The sequence below is a fragment of the Sandarakinorhabdus sp. genome, from assembly GCF_987265915.1.
The window spans coordinates 2,560,611-2,575,475 of sequence record NZ_OZ503948.1 but is presented as its reverse complement, the minus strand read 5'-3'; the positions used below and the strand labels follow the sequence as shown (position 1 = coordinate 2,575,475).

The following is a 14,865-nucleotide window of genomic DNA, read 5'->3' as shown; positions in this document are numbered from 1 at the left end:
GGGAGAGGGGGTGTCCAGGTGCAGCCACATGAGCACCCCCTCTCCCTCCCACCGCTTCGCGGCGGGCCCCTCCCTCTCCCGCGAGGGGAGAGGGGTTAGCTTATGTACACGCTCCTCCCCAATCTCCGTGTCATCGAAGCCGCCGCCTTCGTCGCCGGCCCTACCGGCGGGCTCTATCTCGCGCAAATGGGCGCCACGGTGATCCGCATTGACCAGATCGGCGGCGGGCCGGATTTCAGACGCTGGCCGCTGAGCCACGATGGCCACAGCCTCTATTGGGAGGGGCTGAACAAGGGCAAGATGTCCATCCAGATCGATCTGGCGCGGCCCGAGGGCCGGGAACTGGCGGTGGCGCTGGCGACAGCGCCCGGTGACGATGCCGGCCTGTTCTTGACCAATTTTCCGGTGGAGGGCTTCCTGTCCCACGCCAATCTGGCGGCGCGGCGCCCGGATATCATCACGGCGCGCATCATGGGCTGGGCCGATGGCAAGCCGGCGCTGGATTATACGGTGAATGCCGCCGTCGGCGTGCCGGACATGACAGGTCCGGTGGACAGCACGCGCCCGGTGAATGCGGTGTTGCCAGCCTGGGATCTGCTTGGCGGCGCCTGGGCGGCCTTTGCCATGGTCAGCGCGTTGCACCGGCGGCGGGCGACGGGCGAGGGCGCAGAAATCCGGGTGCCCTTGTCCGATCTCGCCGCCACGTCGCTGTCGCACCTGGGCTTTGCCGCTGAAGCGCTGTTGCATGGGGATCGCGGGCGGCTGGGCAATGATCTGTTCGGGGCGTTCGGGCGCGATTTCGTCACCGCGTGCGGCGCGCGCCTCTATCTGGTGGCGATCACGCCGAAACAATGGCGCGGGTTGGTGGCGGCGCTGGCGCTGGCTGACGCGGTGGCCGGCGTGGAGGCGGTGACGGGCGCGGATTTTGCCGCCGATGAAGGCGCGCGCTTCACCCACCGCGCGGCGTTGTTCCCCTTGTTCGAAGCCGCGATGGCGCAGTGCAGCCTCGCCGAACTGGGGCCAGCGCTGGATGCGGCGGGCGTTACCTGGGGGCCGTACCAGACGTTGGGGCAGGCGGTGCGCGCCGATGCGCGGCTGTTCACGCGCAATCCGATATTCCAGACGATCACCCAGCCATCGGGCCTGACCTATCCCGCAGCCGGGCCGGCGGCCACATTGGCGGGCGAAGCGCGCGGGGCCGTGCGGGCAGCGCCGATGCTGGGCGCCGATACCGATGCGGTGCTTGCCAATGTGCTGGGGCTGGACAGCGGCGCGATCGGCCGGCTGCATGATGCGGGGCTGGTGGCATGACAGCTGAAGATCTGGCGCACTGGCAGACGTGGGTCGGCAAGCCGGAGCTGCGCGAGGAGATGCTGCACGCGGCCGACGTGCTGCGCTTTGCCGAGGCACTGGGCTGGGATGCGGAAGAACTGGGCTGGCCGCCTTTGGGGCATCTGGCGCTGTTCCTGCCGCCGCCGGGGCCGCGCGGGGTGGATGGCCATCCCAGGCGCGGCGGCTTCTACCCGCCGGTGTCGCTGCCGCGCCGCATGTTTGCCGGCAGCGACATCGAATTTCACCGGCCGCTGATTGCGGGCTCCCCCGCCATGCAGATGCGCGTGCTGGAATCGCTCGATTTGAAGCAGGGCAAGACCGGCATGCTTCTGCTGGGCCGGGTGCGGATCGAGATCTGGCAGGACGGCGAGATCGCGCTGAGCGAGGTGCAGACCATCGTCTGGCGTGCGGCCGGCGACCCGCTGCCGCTGCCGGTGCCGGCCAGCCCGCCGCCCGCCGGCGATGCCAGCTTCACCCCGGATGCGGTGCAATTGTTCATGTTTTCCGCCGCCACCGCCAATGCGCACCGCATCCATTATGATCTGGCCTATGCGAGAAGCGAGGAGGGATACCCCGGCCTCGTCGTGCATGGGCCGCTGGTGGCGGCGCAGTTGCTGGGGGCGTGGGAACGGCGCCATGGTCCGGCCAAACGCTTCGCCTTCAAGGCCGTCGCGCCGGTCTTTGCCGGGCAGACAGTGGTGCTCAGGGCCAGCGATGATGGCTTGGCGGCGCTGCGCTGTGATGGCACGGTGGCGATCAGTGCGGAAGCGGGGTGAAACATGGATGCCGAGACCTTCGGGCTGCTGAAAGACCAGCTCGCGCGCTATGTCGATGAACGGCTGATTCCGGCCGAGGATGCGGTGGAGGAGGGTGATGATATCCCCGCCGACATCGTTGCCGAATTCAAGGCGATGGGCCTGTTCGGCCTGTCCATCCCGGAGGCGCACGGCGGTCTGGGGCTGACCATGGCCGAAGAAGCCGCGCTGGTGCGCACCTTGTGCCGGGCGAGCATCACCTTCCGCAGCCTGATCGGCACCACCGTGGGCATCGGCAGCATGGGGCTAGTGATCGACGGCACGGCGGCGCAGAAAGCCGAATGGCTGCCGCGCTTTGCCACCGGCGAGGCGATTGCCAGCTTTGCCTTGACCGAACCGGGCGCGGGATCGGATGCGGCGAGCTTGCGCTGTTCGGCGGTGCTGGAGGGCGACCATTACCGGATCAACGGCACCAAACGCTATATCACCAACGCGCCGCGCGCGACCGTCTTCACGTTGATGGCGCGCACCGAAGCGGTAAAGGGCGCTGCCGGCATCAGCGCCTTCATCGTGCCGGCGGACAGCCCCGGCATCTCGCTCGGCAAGCCCGACCGCAAGATGGGGCAACGCGGCGCCAAAACCTGCGATGTCATCCTGGAAGACGTGATGGTGCCGGCGTCGAGCATCATCGGCGGCGTGCCCGGCCAGGGCTTTCGCACGGCGATGAAGGTGCTCGATCGCGGCCGCATCCATATCGCCGCGGTGGCGCTGGGCATGGCCGACCGGCTGATCGAAATGAGCCTTAACTACGCCATGGAGCGCCAGCAGTTCGGGCAGCGCATCGGCGATTTCCAATTGGTGCAGGGCATGCTGGCCGAGATGGAAGTGGACCGGTTGACCACCGAAGCCCTGCTGGAACGCACCGCGGCACGCTTTGATGCCGGGCTGGTGACGGCGAAGGAATGTTCGGTGCTGAAGCTGCACGCATCCGAAGCGGTGGGGCGGATTGCCGACCGCGCGGTGCAAGTGCATGGCGGCGCCGGTTACATGGCCGAATACAAAGTCGAGCGTTTCTATCGCGATGTGCGGCTGCTGCGGATTTATGAAGGCACCAGCCAGATTCAGCAGACGATCATTGCGAAAGCCATGATGCGGGAGAGAAATTGATGAGACGCGCAGCCATTGTTTCACCGATCCGCACGGGGGTTGGCCGTTTCGGCGGGTCCTTGGCCAACCTGCCGGCCGGTGAACTGGGCGCGATCATCCTGAAGGCGTTGATGGCGCGCACCGGCATTGATCCGGCGCGCGTGGATGATGTGGTGTTCGCCCACGGCTATCCCAACGGCGAGGCGCCGTGCGTGGCGCGCTGGTCATGGCTGGCGGCGGGCTTTCCCGAAAGCGTGCCGGGCGTGTCGCTGGATCGGCGCTGCGGCAGTGGCCTGCAAGCCGTGATCGACGCCGCGATGCGGGTGCAGACCGGCGCGGCGGACATCGTCGTGGCCGGCGGCGTCGAAAGCATGAGCCAGGTCGAATATTATTCCACCGATCACCGCAACGGCGCGCGCATGGGCAGCACGACCTTTCACGACCGGCTGGTGCGCGGCCGGGTAATGAGCCAGCCGATCAGCCGCTATGGCGTGATATCGGGCATGATCGAAACGGCGAACAATCTGGCCAGGGATTACGGCATCAGCCGCGAAGCGTGTGACGCCTATGCCGCGCAAAGCCACCAGCGCGCCGCCAGGGCCTGGGCCGATGGCAAGTTCGATGCCGAGCTGGTGCCGGTGGAAATCGCCCAGAAAAAAGGGCCGCCCCTGGTGTTTGCGGCCGACGAGGGCATCCGCGCCGATGCGACCGCCGAAAATCTGGCGCTGCTGAAAAGCATCGAAAAGGACGGCGTGGTGACGGCCGGCAACGCCAGCCAGCAGAATGACGGCGCCTCGGCGTGCCTGGTGGTGGGCGAGGACATGCTGGAACCGCTGGGGCTGACGCCGATGGCCTGGCTGACCGGTTGGGCGGCAGCGGGCTGCGATCCCAGCCGCATGGGCATCGGCCCGGTGCCGGCGGTGGAGCGGCTGTTCGCACGCACCGGCCTGGGCTGGGATGATCTCGATCTGGTCGAATTGAACGAGGCGTTTGCGCCGCAAGTGCTTGCTGTGCTGAAGGGTTGGGGCTGGCATGATCCGGATCGCCTGAATGTGAATGGATCAGGCATCAGCCTGGGCCACCCGATCGGCGCCACCGGCGGGCGGATATTGGCAACGATGTGCCACGAATTGCAGCGGCGCGGCGGGCGCTATGGTTTGGAAACCATGTGTATTGGCGGCGGCCAAGGTCTGGCCGCAATTTTCGAGTTGGCGCATTGACAGCAACCACTGTAACCTTATCACATCGAATCGCGCCGTTTGTTTCGGCCTTGGCAATCGCCACGCAAGTTTTGAGAGCTACCCCGGTCGGGGGCTAGGAGCGGTGCTGGTTCTTCGGAGCTGGCACCGCTTTTTATTTGGGATGATCGCGCGTTTATGACTGCCATAACCACCCCCGCCGCACTTGCCGGCATTCGTGTGCTCGATCTGTCGCGCGTGCTGGCCGGACCGTGGTGCACGCAGATATTGGCCGATCTGGGCGCCGATGTGGTGAAGGTGGAAGTGCCGGGCCGCGGTGACGACACCCGCGCCTGGGGGCCGCCGTTTCTGCAGGGCGCAGACGGCGAGGACGAGATCGGCACCTCGGCCTATTATCTCGCCGCCAATCGCAACAAGCGTTCGATTGCGGTGGATTTCACGCATCCCGATGGTCAGGCCCTGCTGCGCGATCTGGCGCGTGAAGCCGATATTGTGGTGGAAAATTTCAAGGTGGGTGGCCTCGCCAAATATGGCCTCGATTGGCCGTCGTTGCAGGCGATCAAGCCCAGCCTCGTATATTGCTCGGTCACGGGTTTCGGGCAGACCGGGCCTTATGCGGCGCGCGGCGGTTATGATTTCGTCGCGCAGGGCATGGGTGGTTTCATGTCGATCACCGGCGAGGAAGGTGGCGGGCCGCTGCGCGCCGGCGTGGCGATGGCCGATATCGGCACCGGGCTTTATGCCACCATTTCCATCCTGGCGGCGCTGCGCCATGCCGAGGCGACCGGCGAAGGCCAGCAGATCGACATCAGCCTGCTCGATACCCAAATCGCCAATCTGGCCAACCAGGCGATGAACTGGCTGGTCGGCGGGGTTGATCCCGGCCGCATGGGCAATCGCCACCCCACCGTGGTGCCCTACACGCTGTTCAAGGTCGCCGATGGGCAGATGATCATCGCCATCGGCAATGACGGCCAGTTCCGCAGCTTTGCCCGCGCCATGGGCGTGCCGGAACTTGCGGATGATCCGCGCTTCGTCACGGCACGCGCCCGGCTGATCAACCGTGACGCCATCGAAGCCGAGGTGCAGCGGTTGGTGGCCGGTGAGCCTGGCCTGCCGCTGATCGACCGGCTGGTCGCTGCCGGCGTGCCGTGCGGGCCGGTGAACAATATTTCGCAGGTGTTCGCCGATCCGTTCGTGGCTGCGCGTGGCACGGTGCATGAATTCGTGCGGGATGATGGCGTCACCATCCCCAGCGTCGCCTTTCCGGGCAAATTCTCCGCCACCCCCACCACCATGCGCCGCCCGCCGCCGCGCGTTGGCGAGGATGCGGATGAAGTGCTGCGCGACTGGTTGCGGCGGAATGATGCGGAGGCGCTGCGGGCCGGCGGGGTGATTGGTTGATGAGGCTGGGGGTGCGTCTCGCCCGCAGTGCTGGCCCTACCGCCCCGTAAACTGCGGCGGGCGCTTTTCCAGAAACGCCGCCATTGCTTCGCGATTGTCGTCCGTGGTGTGCGCCAGCGCTTGCATCGCGGCGGACAGGTTCAACACCGTGTCCAGGCTGGCGGTGCGGGCTTCCCACAGCAGGCGCTTGGTCATGCGCACGGCTTGCGGCGGGTTGGCGGCGATCTTGAGCGCGATGGCGCGCGCCGCGCCCAGCAATTCGGCATCGGGCACCACACGGCTGACGAGCCCGACACGCAAAGCCTCGGCCGCATCGATCATGTCGCCGGTCAGCGCCAGTTCGGCAGCCTTGGCGTGGCCCACCACGAACGGCAGCAGCCAGGCGCCGCCGTCACCGGGGATGATGCCCAATTTGACGAAGCTTTCGGCGAATTTCGCACTCTCGCCGGCAATGCGGATATCGCACATGCAGGTGAGGTCACAGCCGGCGCCGATGGCCGGGCCGTTGACCGCGGCCACGATCGGGACCTCCAGCGCCGCGAAGGCGCGCGGCAGGCGCTGGATGCCGGTCAGATAATTGCGGCGCGTGGTGATCGGCGCTGCACTGGCCAGGCCGTCGCCGCTGGCCATCTTCTTCAGATTGCCGCCCGATGAGAAGGCACTGCCGGCGCCGGTGAGGATGGCGACGCGCGCCGCGGGATCGCGCTCCAGCCGGGCCAGCGCGGCCAAGATGGCATCGACCATATCGTCATCGGACACCGGGTTGCGCAGCTCCGGCTGGTTGAGGGTGAGGGTGACGATGGCACCATCGGGTTCGTAGCGGACGAGGTCGGTCATGGCGGGTTCCTTTGCTTGCAGATGCTTATCGCACGCCCAACCCGCGCGCGATGATGCCGCGCAGGATTTCGCGGGTGCCGCCGCGCAGGGACACCATCGGGGCGATGTGGATCGTGGCGTCCAGCGTGGCGCGCAGCGTCGGCGGCGGATCGGCGAGCAGCGGCAGCAGGGCGCGCGCCACTTCGGGGATGGCCTGTTCGAAGGTCGCGCCCAGATCCTTGACGATTGCGGCCTCCAGCGCCGGATCCTCGCCGGCTTCCAGCAGGGCGGCCATGCCGCGGGCCATCTGGCGCAGCACGATCAGGTGGGCGCACAGGCGGCCGATTGGGGCGTGGGCGGCGGCGGGCGCATCGGGCCCCAGCGCGGCGACCAGTTCTTCTAGCAGCACCATAGTGGAGAGGAAGCGTTCCGGCCCGGAGCGTTCATATGCGAGTTCGGCCATGACCTGGGCCCAGCCGCCACCTTCCGCGCCGACCAGCGCGTCGGCCGGCACCAGCACATCATCGAAATGCACTTCGTTGAAATGATGCTCACCCATCAGATCGATGATCGGCCGTATGCGGATTCCCGGCGTGTCCATCGGGACGAGCAGCTGGCTGAGCCCTTCGTGGCGTTGGTTCGCTTCGGTGCGGCAGAGCAGCAGCATCAGATGGGCCTTGTGGGCGAAGGTTGTCCACAGCTTCGTGCCGGTGATGCGCCAGCCATCCTGATCACGCACCGCGCGGGTGGTCAGCGCCGCGAGGTCCGATCCGGCGCCGGGCTCGCTCATGCCGATGCAGGCATAAAGTTCGCCGCGGGCGATGGCCGGCAGGTGGGCCTTTTGTTCGGCAGTGCCAAGTTTCAGCAGCAGCGGGCCAGTTTGGCGATCGGCGATCCAATGCGCCGCCACCGGCGCGCCGGCAGCGAGCAGCTCCTCGATCACCACCAGGCGATCGAGGGCGCTGCGCGCGTGGCCGCCGTGCGCGTGCGGCCAGCACATGCCGATCCAGCCACGCGCGCCCAATTTTCGTGAGAAATCCGGGCTGTGGCCGTTCCAGCTGTGGGCACGGGTTTCCGGTGGGATTTCGGCGAGTTCAGCGGCAAGAAAGGCGCGGACGTCGGCGCGCAGGGCGGCGCGAGCCGGGGTTTCGGGGACGGCGGGGAAGCGGAAGCGTTCGCCCATCGTCTCACCGGCCGGCCCGTCGGACGGCGCTTGTGCGGTGGCGAGCGCCCAGACGCTGCCCGCGGTGAGCGCGGCCTGGCCCAGCGCGGCGTGGTGCTGATGCTCGCTGCCGTGCTGGTCGCGCCACTGCCACAGTGCGCGGGTGAACAATTGCAGGCGGTGATCGGCGGTCACGCCGATGGCGCCGTGCAGCTGATGGGCCAGCGCCGCAACCTGACCGGTGGCTTCGCTGGCGCGGGCCTTGGCGGCCGCGATCGGCATGGGGTTGCTGCCACTGTTCAGCGCCAGCGCGGCCACACCCACGGCTGCACCGGCGGCGGCGGTTTCGGCGGCCATGATTGCGAGGCTGTGTTGCACCGCCTGATTCTTCGACAGCGGCTTGCCGAACTGTTGGCGGGTCTGCGTCCAGTCCAGCGTCATCGCCAGCACCGCCTCGCACAGGCCGGCGATTTCGGCCGTGGCCAGTGCGGTGGCCCACTGCGCATTTGCCTGCGGGGCGTTTTCTAGCATGACCCAAGCCAGCGGCCACGGCGCGCCGGCACGACCATGGGCACGGGCGATGGCCAGCACGGTGGCCGGATCGAGGGCGAGGCCGCCGTCGGCTTCGGGTGTGAGGGCGAACGGCAGGCCGGCCTGTTCCAGCACGTCCCAGCCGTCCACGGGTACGCCGGCCCGCGCCTGGCGCAGGCGGGCCTCGGTGGCTTCGCGGGCAAGCAGGCGGGCGGCCTGGTCGATCAGGGTCGTGTCCATCGACATAAGCTAGGCCAACCTGCCCGCGCCGCACAGTCTCGGCATATCGGCAGGCCGTTGCCCTGCCGGCCGCTCTGAGGCAGGCTACACCCATGTTGTCAGTGCTCGACATGTTCCGGGTTGGCGTGGGGCCATCGAGTTCGCATACGGTGGGGCCGATGCGGATCGGCGGCCGGGTGCGCCGCGCGCTGGCCGTGATCGACTGGCCGGCCGATGCACGGTTGGTCGTGACCTTGCAAGGCAGCCTGGCCTTTACCGGGCATGGGCATGGCACGCTCAGGGCGATGGCGCTGGGGTTGATCGGCCACGCGCCGGAAACGATGGACGCGCAAGCGGCGGCGCGTGACCTGGCGGCGTTGCAGGGCAGCGGCCAGTTGGAGATTGCCGGCCGCGCGCTGGATTTCGCGCCCGACGCCGATATCCGCCTGGATTATGATACACGCCAACTGTTGCACCCCAATGCCTGCCAGGTGGCGCTGTGGGCGGGCGACGATCTGTTGTGGCAGGAAGACTGGTTTTCCACCGGCGGCGGCTTCATCGCCAGCCGGCGCCAGCTGGAACAGGCGGTGCCGGCCGATCAGGTGCTGAGCGGGCACGCCGTGCCGCACCCCTTCGGCAGCGCCGCCGAATTGCTGGCGCTGGCCGAAGCGCTGGGCCAGCCGCTGGATGCCATCGTGCTGGCCAATGAAGATGCGATCCGGCCGCGCGCGCAAACGCTGGCCGGGCTGGACATGGTCGCCGGCGTGATGTTGGCCTGCATCGATCGCGGGCTTGGCACGGAAGGCATCCTGCCCGGCGGGCTGAAGGTGGAACGGCGCGCGCCGCAGCTGTGGCGGCAACTGAAGGATGGGCGCAGCCGCAACGAGCCGGAGCGCTTGTTCGATCTGCTCAACGTCTATGCCATGGCGGTGAACGAGGAAAATGCCGCCGGTGGCCAGGTGGTGACCGCACCGACCAATGGCGCCGCCGGCATCTTGCCCGCCGTGATGCGGCATTATTGCGAAACGGGCGCGCAACGGCAGCGCTTTCTGCTCACCGCCGGCGCCATCGGCTTGCTCTACAAGCAGCGCGCATCGATCTCCGGCGCCGAAATGGGTTGCCAGGGTGAGGTGGGGGTGGCGTGCTCGATGGCGGCGGCCGGATTGGCGGCGGTGTGGAATGCCAGCCCACAACAGGTCGCCAACGCGGCCGAAATCGGCATGGAGCATAATCTGGGCCTGACCTGCGATCCGGTGGGCGGCCTGGTGCAGATCCCCTGCATCGAACGCAACGCCATAGGCGCGGTGAAGGCCGCCAACGCGGCGCGGCTGGCGCTGCACCGGCCGGGGCAGGGCCGGGTCACGCTGGATGAAGTGATCGAAACCATGCGGCAGACCGGCGTCGACATGAGCCACAAGTATAAAGAGACCAGTCAAGGCGGGCTGGCGGTGAATGTGGTGGAGTGTTGAGATGATCAGGCTGGAGGTTCACGACGCCATCGCCACCATCACGCTGGATCGCGCTGAACGCCGCAACGCCCTGACCCAGGCGATGCTGGCCGATCTGGAACGCATTGCAGACGAGATGCGTGGGCATGGGCGTGTGCGGGCGGTCGTGCTGCGCGCTGCGGGCCGGGATTTTTCGGTGGGCGCCGATCTGGCCGAGATGGAGGCCCGGATGGCCAGCCCGGCCCCGTTGGCGCAAGCGCGGCGCGGCGCGCAATTGGGCGCGCGGGTGATGCGGGCGGTGATGGGCATCGATCAGCCGACGGTGTGCGCGGTGCAGGGCATTGCCACCGGCGGTGCCACCTGCATCGCCACGGCGTGCGATTTCCGGCTGGCCGCCATGGGCGCGCGGCTCGGCTATGGCGAGGTGAAGATCGGCATCAACCTGATGTGGAACGCGCTGGGGCCGTTGGTGGCGCTGATCGGCCCGGCGCGCGCCAAGCGCATGGTGATGACCGGCGCACTGTTCGATGCCGAAACGCTGGCCGGCTGGGGCCTGATCGACGAGCTGCTGCCGGCCGACTCGCTGGATTCGCGAGCGTTGGCGCTGGCGCAGGAACTGGCCGCGCTGCCGCCGCTGGCGGTGCAGATGATCAAGCGCAGCATCAACGCCGTGGCACACGCGCTGGATGGCGCGGTGCTGCACGCTGATGCCGATCAATGGCTGCTGGCGACGCAAAGCGCGGATTTCGCCGAGGCGTTGGCCGCGTTTCGGGACAAACGGCCGGGGCAATTCAGCGGCAATTGACCTGAAGGGTAATTGCCGCGCTTATCCCCGCGGGCGAGGGTGCGGGCAACCTGAAAGGATTTCCCATGTTGCTGCTGCGCCTGCTTTGTATCCTGATCTTCGTCAGCCTGTCGGTCTATACCGCGCCGATTGTCATCGCCGAACCCAATTTGTTTCCGGCAATCTTTGGCCCGATCCTGGCCGGCGGCACCTGGCAGGGGCAGTTCAACATGGATTTCATTTTCATGCTGACCCTGTCTGGCCTGTGGGTGGGGTGGCGGCATGGCGGCACGCCGGCCGGATTGGCGCTGGGGCTGCTGGCTTTTTTCGGCGGGGCGCTGTTCCAGTCGATCTATCTGTTCGTGCAGAGTTTTCGTTGCGGCAGCGTGCGGGAGATCCTGGTGGGGCGGTAGTTTTTCACCTCTCCCCAAGGGGGGAGAGGTGATTTTTACCCGTTCCGCCGCGCCAGATATTGCCACAGGATTCCGCGCTGGATTTCGTTGGTGCCGGCATAGATGGAACCAGCACGATCGTTGAAATATTTCGGCAAGGCCTTGGCCGCCCAGTCGGGGCCAACGCCCAGGCCGTCGGCAGGCGCGGTGAAATCCGGCACGGCGCCGCCGGGCAGGGTGCGGTGCGGCTGATAAATGGGGGCATAGGGCAGGGCGGCCTCCACCTCCAGTTCGGTCAGCCGCTGGCTGAGTTCGGTGCCGAGAATCTTCAGCGCCGATGCCATCGGGCCGGGCGCGGCGCCGTTGGACAGGCCGGCATTGAATTGCAGCTCCAACGCATCGAGCGCTTCGATCTCCATGCGCAGCGCAGCGATGCGGCCGTTCATGGTGATGGGCAGGGCCGCCTCGGCCAGGTGGCGTTGCAGGCTGGCGACGCGCTGCACCATCGATGGCGCATAGGCGTGGCCGCCACGTTCGAACTCCATCAGATATTTGGCCACGGTCCAGCCATCATCGATGCGGCCGACGACGTTGGCCGCGGGCACGCGCACGTCATCGAACATCACCTGGTTCTGCACATGCTCACCCGACAGCGAGATGATCGGGCGCACGGTCACGCCGGGGGAGCCCATGTCGATCAGCAGGAACGTGATGCCGAGCTGGGGCTTTTCGAGGCGGCTGGTGCGCACCAGGCAGAAGATCCAGTCGGCATGATGCGCGTGCGTCGTCCAGATTTTCGCGCCGGTGCAGATGAAATCATCGCCGTCGCGCTCCGCCCGCATCTGCAGGGAGGCGAGATCGGAGCCGGAGTTGGGTTCGCTGTAACCCTGGCACCAGAATTCGTCGCCAGCCAGCATGGGCGGCAGAAAGCGGCGCTTTTGCGCGTCGGTGCCGTAATGCAGCAGCACCGGCCCACACATGCCCAGCCCCATCGGTGACAGCGGCGGCGCGCCGGCCTGCACGGTTTCGCGCGCCCAGATATAGCGGCGGGCGACCGACCAGTCGCAACCGCCCCATTCGATCGGCCACGATGGCGCCACCCAGCCCTGTGCGTGCAATTTCTTCTGCCAGGCCAGTGCGATGTGCGGCGGGGCGTAAACGCTCGTCATGCCGGCGGCAGCGCTGCGCAGATCGGGCGTGAGTTCGGCATCGAGAAACGCGCGCACCTCATCGCGGAAGGCCAGATCGTCACGGCTCCAGTTCAACTGCATTGGGTGTCTCCCTTGTGGGGGAGAATGGGCGCTGAACGGGGCACGTCAACCTGACCCTTTTCACGTCATCCCGCCCCGGCCTGCGCCGGGGTGACGCGCCGGGACCCATCACCCCAACGTGGCCTCTGGTGATGTTGCGCGGGCGATGGGCCCCGGCGTTCGCCGGGGTGACGGTTTAGAACGCCGCCGGCAATTCCGCGTCGCGCAGGGTCACGCCCAATTTCGCCGCCACCGCCGGCGCGATGGCGCGCATGTCGATCAGGCCCAGATCCCGGGGCGCGATGCCCGGGCCATTGGCGATCAGGCTGGTGCGCATGGCCGGCACATCGGGGAAATAGCCGTGGGTGCCTTTCGATGCGGTCGGCTCACCCTGGGCGCCGGACAGGCGATTGCCCATCGCCCAGCCGGGCTTGCTGTTCACCCAGAAGGCGGCCTCTGCCGTGCCGCCAGCCGCAGCGATGGCGGCGCTGTCCAGCACGCGATCGATGCCCGCATCGGGGTCGCGTGCCACGTCCGCCAGCACAGCGGCAACCTTGGCCCTTAGCGCGGCGTCGTCGGGCCGCGCCAGCACGATGGCGGCGCTGCCACCGGCCGGCCACGGGATCGCATCCCAACTGGCGATGCCCTTGCCATCCGGCGTCAGGCGAAGCAGGCCGGCCTTGATCAGCGGCTGGAACAGGTTGGTGGTGCGGGCGATCGGCGCAAAGCCATGGTCGGACACGATGACCACCACCGTCTCCGGATTGACGGCGCGGGCCGTCGCCACCAGCTTGCCGACGGCGGCATCGATGCGCACCAGTATGGCGCGCGCCGCCGCGCTGTCGGGGCCGGCCGCATGCTGTTCATGATCGAACGCGGTGAGATAGACGGTGGCGAAATCCGGCTGGGTGCGGCGGATCAAGGCGATGGCATGGGCGGCGCGGGCTTCGTCGGCGGCGATGCCTTCATCGATGCCGGGCGGGTAGGGGCCGGCCTCAAGCGCCAGGGCTGCGGGCAGGCCGGGGGTGGAGAGCGCTGCGATCAATTTGTCGTCGTCCGCCGTGCCCTTGCGCCAGATCTGCGGCAGGTTGGCGGCGAGGCCAACCAGGCCGACGCTGATCGGCCAATGCACGTTCACCACGCGCTTGCCGCTGCCGACAGCGGCCTGCCACAGGGTTTGCGCCTTGAAATCGCTGGCATACCAGTACCAGCCATCATCGTTGCGGCGGAAGGGATCGAAGGTGAGGTTGTTGCCGATGCCGTGGCGGCGCGGGGCGGCGCCGGTCATCAACGTGGCGTGGCTGGGGAAGGTGACGGTGGGCAGCACGCCGGTGACGGCGGCGCTCACCCCGCCAGCGGCGAGGCCGCGCAAGGCGGGCAGCGCGAGGCCATTGGCTTTGCTCTGCCATTCCACCGGGCGCAGGCCATCGATGGCGATCATCAGCACCGGGGCGGCAGCGGCCGGGGCGGCGAAGAGGGTGAGGGCGAGAATGCGGATCATCTGGCCTGCATGGCGCACCAAAGTTTCAGTCGCGTGACTTACTCCCAATCGCGGATGCGCAGGCCCGCTTCGAACATGCCGCGGCTGCGCAGCCTGGGCGCAAGGAAGCGGTAGAAGAACCAGTCCTTCACGGCATAAGGCGTCAGCGCATAGAGCAGCCGTTCGGTGAGGTTCCAGCGCACATGGCCCTTCAACGTGCGGCGCGGCGCCGGCCAGCACACATGATCGGCGGCATGGGTGAGCCGGCCCTGTTTCAACATGCGGTGGATCAGTTCGTGATCATAAAGCACGAACGGCCAATCATCATTCTTCGGCCCGCCGGCGCTGAGCAGCGCGCCCAAGCGGAAACATTGCCCGAAGGTGCCGGTGTGGCCCTGCCCGGTGAGCAGCGAGGCGGTGATCGCCATGCGGTGCCGGATGATGATGTTCTTGGGCGTATCGTAATCGCCATAGATGTCAAAGGCCTGTACGCCGGCAATGCGCGTGTCCGCGCCAAGCAGCGCATCGGCGCGGCTGATGTAATGCGGCGGGTAGAAGGTGTCGGCATCCCAATATGCGATGTTCTGCGCGCCCATTTCGTGCGCGATTGCCGTGCCCTTGCGCAGCGCAAAGGTGTGGCCTTGCGCGGTCTCGCTCACCAGCATGGCGCGCGGATGCTCCTTGATGGCATCGGCGACGATGGCGGCGCTGGCATCTGTGGAGCCATTGTCCACGCAGATCAGCATGATGTCGTCACGGTCCTGCGCCAGCGCACAGGCGACGGTCGGCGCGATGAAGCGCGCCTCGTTGTAGAAGGCGATGACGATAACCCATTTCGGGCAGAGTGCGCTGGCCATGGCTGCGGTGCTTAATGGCGGGCGGCTGTGCCGGCAAGCGGGCGGACGGACCAGGCAGGTTAACGCTTTGTTGGTGGCGGCCACCCTATG

Annotated in this window: 13 protein-coding genes; 8 read left to right on the top strand and 5 right to left on the bottom strand. The window is 67.4% G+C overall.

The features are described from left to right. Nucleotides 1-102 precede the first annotated feature (102 nt). From AC6UUM_RS12490 to AC6UUM_RS12470, 5 genes are all read left to right on the top strand, one after another. Nucleotides 103-1,311 carry a CoA transferase gene (locus AC6UUM_RS12490; RefSeq protein WP_500802604.1) on the top strand — a complete coding sequence of 403 codons (1,209 nt, stop codon included), beginning with the start codon at nucleotides 103-105 and terminating at the stop codon, nucleotides 1,309-1,311. Next, complete coding sequence (locus AC6UUM_RS12485; protein WP_500802603.1) at nucleotides 1,308-2,108, top strand: HTD2 family dehydratase; 801 nt, start codon at nucleotides 1,308-1,310, stop codon at nucleotides 2,106-2,108. The genes AC6UUM_RS12490 and AC6UUM_RS12485 overlap by 4 nt, the downstream gene beginning before the upstream one ends. 3 nt (nucleotides 2,109-2,111) lie before the next feature. After that, nucleotides 2,112-3,254 (top strand): acyl-CoA dehydrogenase family protein, encoded by a 1,143-nt coding sequence (locus AC6UUM_RS12480; RefSeq protein ID WP_500802602.1) that lies wholly within the window; start codon nucleotides 2,112-2,114, stop codon nucleotides 3,252-3,254. Next, nucleotides 3,254-4,453 carry an acetyl-CoA C-acetyltransferase gene (locus AC6UUM_RS12475; RefSeq protein ID WP_500802601.1) on the top strand — a complete coding sequence of 400 codons (1,200 nt, stop codon included), beginning with the start codon at nucleotides 3,254-3,256 and terminating at the stop codon, nucleotides 4,451-4,453. Before AC6UUM_RS12480 ends, AC6UUM_RS12475 begins: the two co-directional genes overlap by 1 nt. A gap of 156 nt (nucleotides 4,454-4,609) precedes the next feature. Continuing rightward, a complete protein-coding gene (locus tag AC6UUM_RS12470; RefSeq protein ID WP_500802600.1) occupies nucleotides 4,610-5,836 on the top strand; it encodes a CaiB/BaiF CoA transferase family protein in 1,227 nt (408 codons plus the stop codon). Nucleotides 5,837-5,872: 36 nt separating this feature from the next. On the opposite strand, the gene AC6UUM_RS12465 is transcribed toward AC6UUM_RS12470, so the two are convergent. Continuing rightward, entirely contained in the window at nucleotides 5,873-6,673 is an 801-nt protein-coding gene (locus AC6UUM_RS12465; RefSeq protein WP_500802599.1) for a crotonase/enoyl-CoA hydratase family protein, read from the bottom strand. 25 nt (nucleotides 6,674-6,698) lie between these two features. After that, on the bottom strand, nucleotides 6,699-8,585 hold the full coding sequence (locus tag AC6UUM_RS12460; RefSeq protein ID WP_500802598.1) for an acyl-CoA dehydrogenase family protein: 1,887 nt from the start codon (nucleotides 8,583-8,585) through the stop codon (nucleotides 6,699-6,701). A gap of 92 nt (nucleotides 8,586-8,677) precedes the next feature. Here AC6UUM_RS12460 and AC6UUM_RS12455 point away from each other — a divergent pair, with 92 nt between their 5' ends. The 3 genes from AC6UUM_RS12455 (at nucleotide 8,678) to AC6UUM_RS12445 (ending at nucleotide 11,209) form a co-directional block, all read left to right on the top strand. Next, a complete protein-coding gene (locus tag AC6UUM_RS12455; RefSeq protein WP_500802597.1) occupies nucleotides 8,678-10,033 on the top strand; it encodes an L-serine ammonia-lyase in 1,356 nt (451 codons plus the stop codon). Nucleotide 10,034: 1 nt separating this feature from the next. Continuing rightward, nucleotides 10,035-10,817, top strand: a complete 783-nt coding sequence (locus AC6UUM_RS12450) for an enoyl-CoA hydratase/isomerase family protein (protein WP_500802596.1) — start codon at nucleotides 10,035-10,037, stop codon at nucleotides 10,815-10,817. Between the two features lie 65 nt (nucleotides 10,818-10,882). Beyond that, nucleotides 10,883-11,209, top strand: a complete 327-nt coding sequence (locus AC6UUM_RS12445; RefSeq protein WP_500802595.1) for a hypothetical protein — start codon at nucleotides 10,883-10,885, stop codon at nucleotides 11,207-11,209. Nucleotides 11,210-11,244: 35 nt separating this feature from the next. Here the strand turns inward: AC6UUM_RS12445 and AC6UUM_RS12440 are convergent, their stop codons facing one another. The 3 genes from AC6UUM_RS12440 to AC6UUM_RS12430 form a co-directional block, all read right to left on the bottom strand. Then, nucleotides 11,245-12,459 carry an acyl-CoA dehydrogenase family protein gene (locus AC6UUM_RS12440; RefSeq protein ID WP_500802594.1) on the bottom strand — a complete coding sequence of 405 codons (1,215 nt, stop codon included), beginning with the start codon at nucleotides 12,457-12,459 and terminating at the stop codon, nucleotides 11,245-11,247. A gap of 175 nt (nucleotides 12,460-12,634) precedes the next feature. After that, nucleotides 12,635-13,939: an alkaline phosphatase family protein gene (locus AC6UUM_RS12435; protein WP_500802593.1), complete on the bottom strand. Its 1,305-nt coding sequence runs from the start codon at nucleotides 13,937-13,939 to the stop codon at nucleotides 12,635-12,637. A 38-nt stretch (nucleotides 13,940-13,977) separates the two neighbouring features. Further along, entirely contained in the window at nucleotides 13,978-14,775 is a 798-nt protein-coding gene (locus AC6UUM_RS12430; protein WP_500802592.1) for a glycosyltransferase family 2 protein, read from the bottom strand. Between the last annotated feature and the right edge of the window lie 90 nt (nucleotides 14,776-14,865).

Bases quoted from the DNA above. Each gene is read 5' to 3' on its own strand.
- AC6UUM_RS12445 (WP_500802595.1), top strand. From the start codon at position 10,883: ATGTTGCTGCTGCGCCTGCTTTGTATCCTGATCTTCGTCAGCCTGTCG.
- AC6UUM_RS12430 (WP_500802592.1), bottom strand. From the start codon at position 14,775: ATGGCCAGCGCACTCTGCCCGAAATGGGTTATCGTCATCGCCTTCTAC.
- AC6UUM_RS12490 (WP_500802604.1), top strand. From the start codon at position 103: ATGTACACGCTCCTCCCCAATCTCCGTGTCATCGAAGCCGCCGCCTTC.
- AC6UUM_RS12470 (WP_500802600.1), top strand. From the start codon at position 4,610: ATGACTGCCATAACCACCCCCGCCGCACTTGCCGGCATTCGTGTGCTC.
- AC6UUM_RS12485 (WP_500802603.1), top strand. From the start codon at position 1,308: ATGACAGCTGAAGATCTGGCGCACTGGCAGACGTGGGTCGGCAAGCCG.
- AC6UUM_RS12440 (WP_500802594.1), bottom strand. From the start codon at position 12,459: ATGCAGTTGAACTGGAGCCGTGACGATCTGGCCTTCCGCGATGAGGTG.
- AC6UUM_RS12475 (WP_500802601.1), top strand. From the start codon at position 3,254: ATGAGACGCGCAGCCATTGTTTCACCGATCCGCACGGGGGTTGGCCGT.
- AC6UUM_RS12450 (WP_500802596.1), top strand. From the start codon at position 10,035: ATGATCAGGCTGGAGGTTCACGACGCCATCGCCACCATCACGCTGGAT.
- AC6UUM_RS12455 (WP_500802597.1), top strand. From the start codon at position 8,678: ATGTTGTCAGTGCTCGACATGTTCCGGGTTGGCGTGGGGCCATCGAGT.
- AC6UUM_RS12465 (WP_500802599.1), bottom strand. From the start codon at position 6,673: ATGACCGACCTCGTCCGCTACGAACCCGATGGTGCCATCGTCACCCTC.
- AC6UUM_RS12480 (WP_500802602.1), top strand. From the start codon at position 2,112: ATGGATGCCGAGACCTTCGGGCTGCTGAAAGACCAGCTCGCGCGCTAT.
- AC6UUM_RS12460 (WP_500802598.1), bottom strand. From the start codon at position 8,585: ATGGACACGACCCTGATCGACCAGGCCGCCCGCCTGCTTGCCCGCGAA.
- AC6UUM_RS12435 (WP_500802593.1), bottom strand. From the start codon at position 13,939: ATGATCCGCATTCTCGCCCTCACCCTCTTCGCCGCCCCGGCCGCTGCC.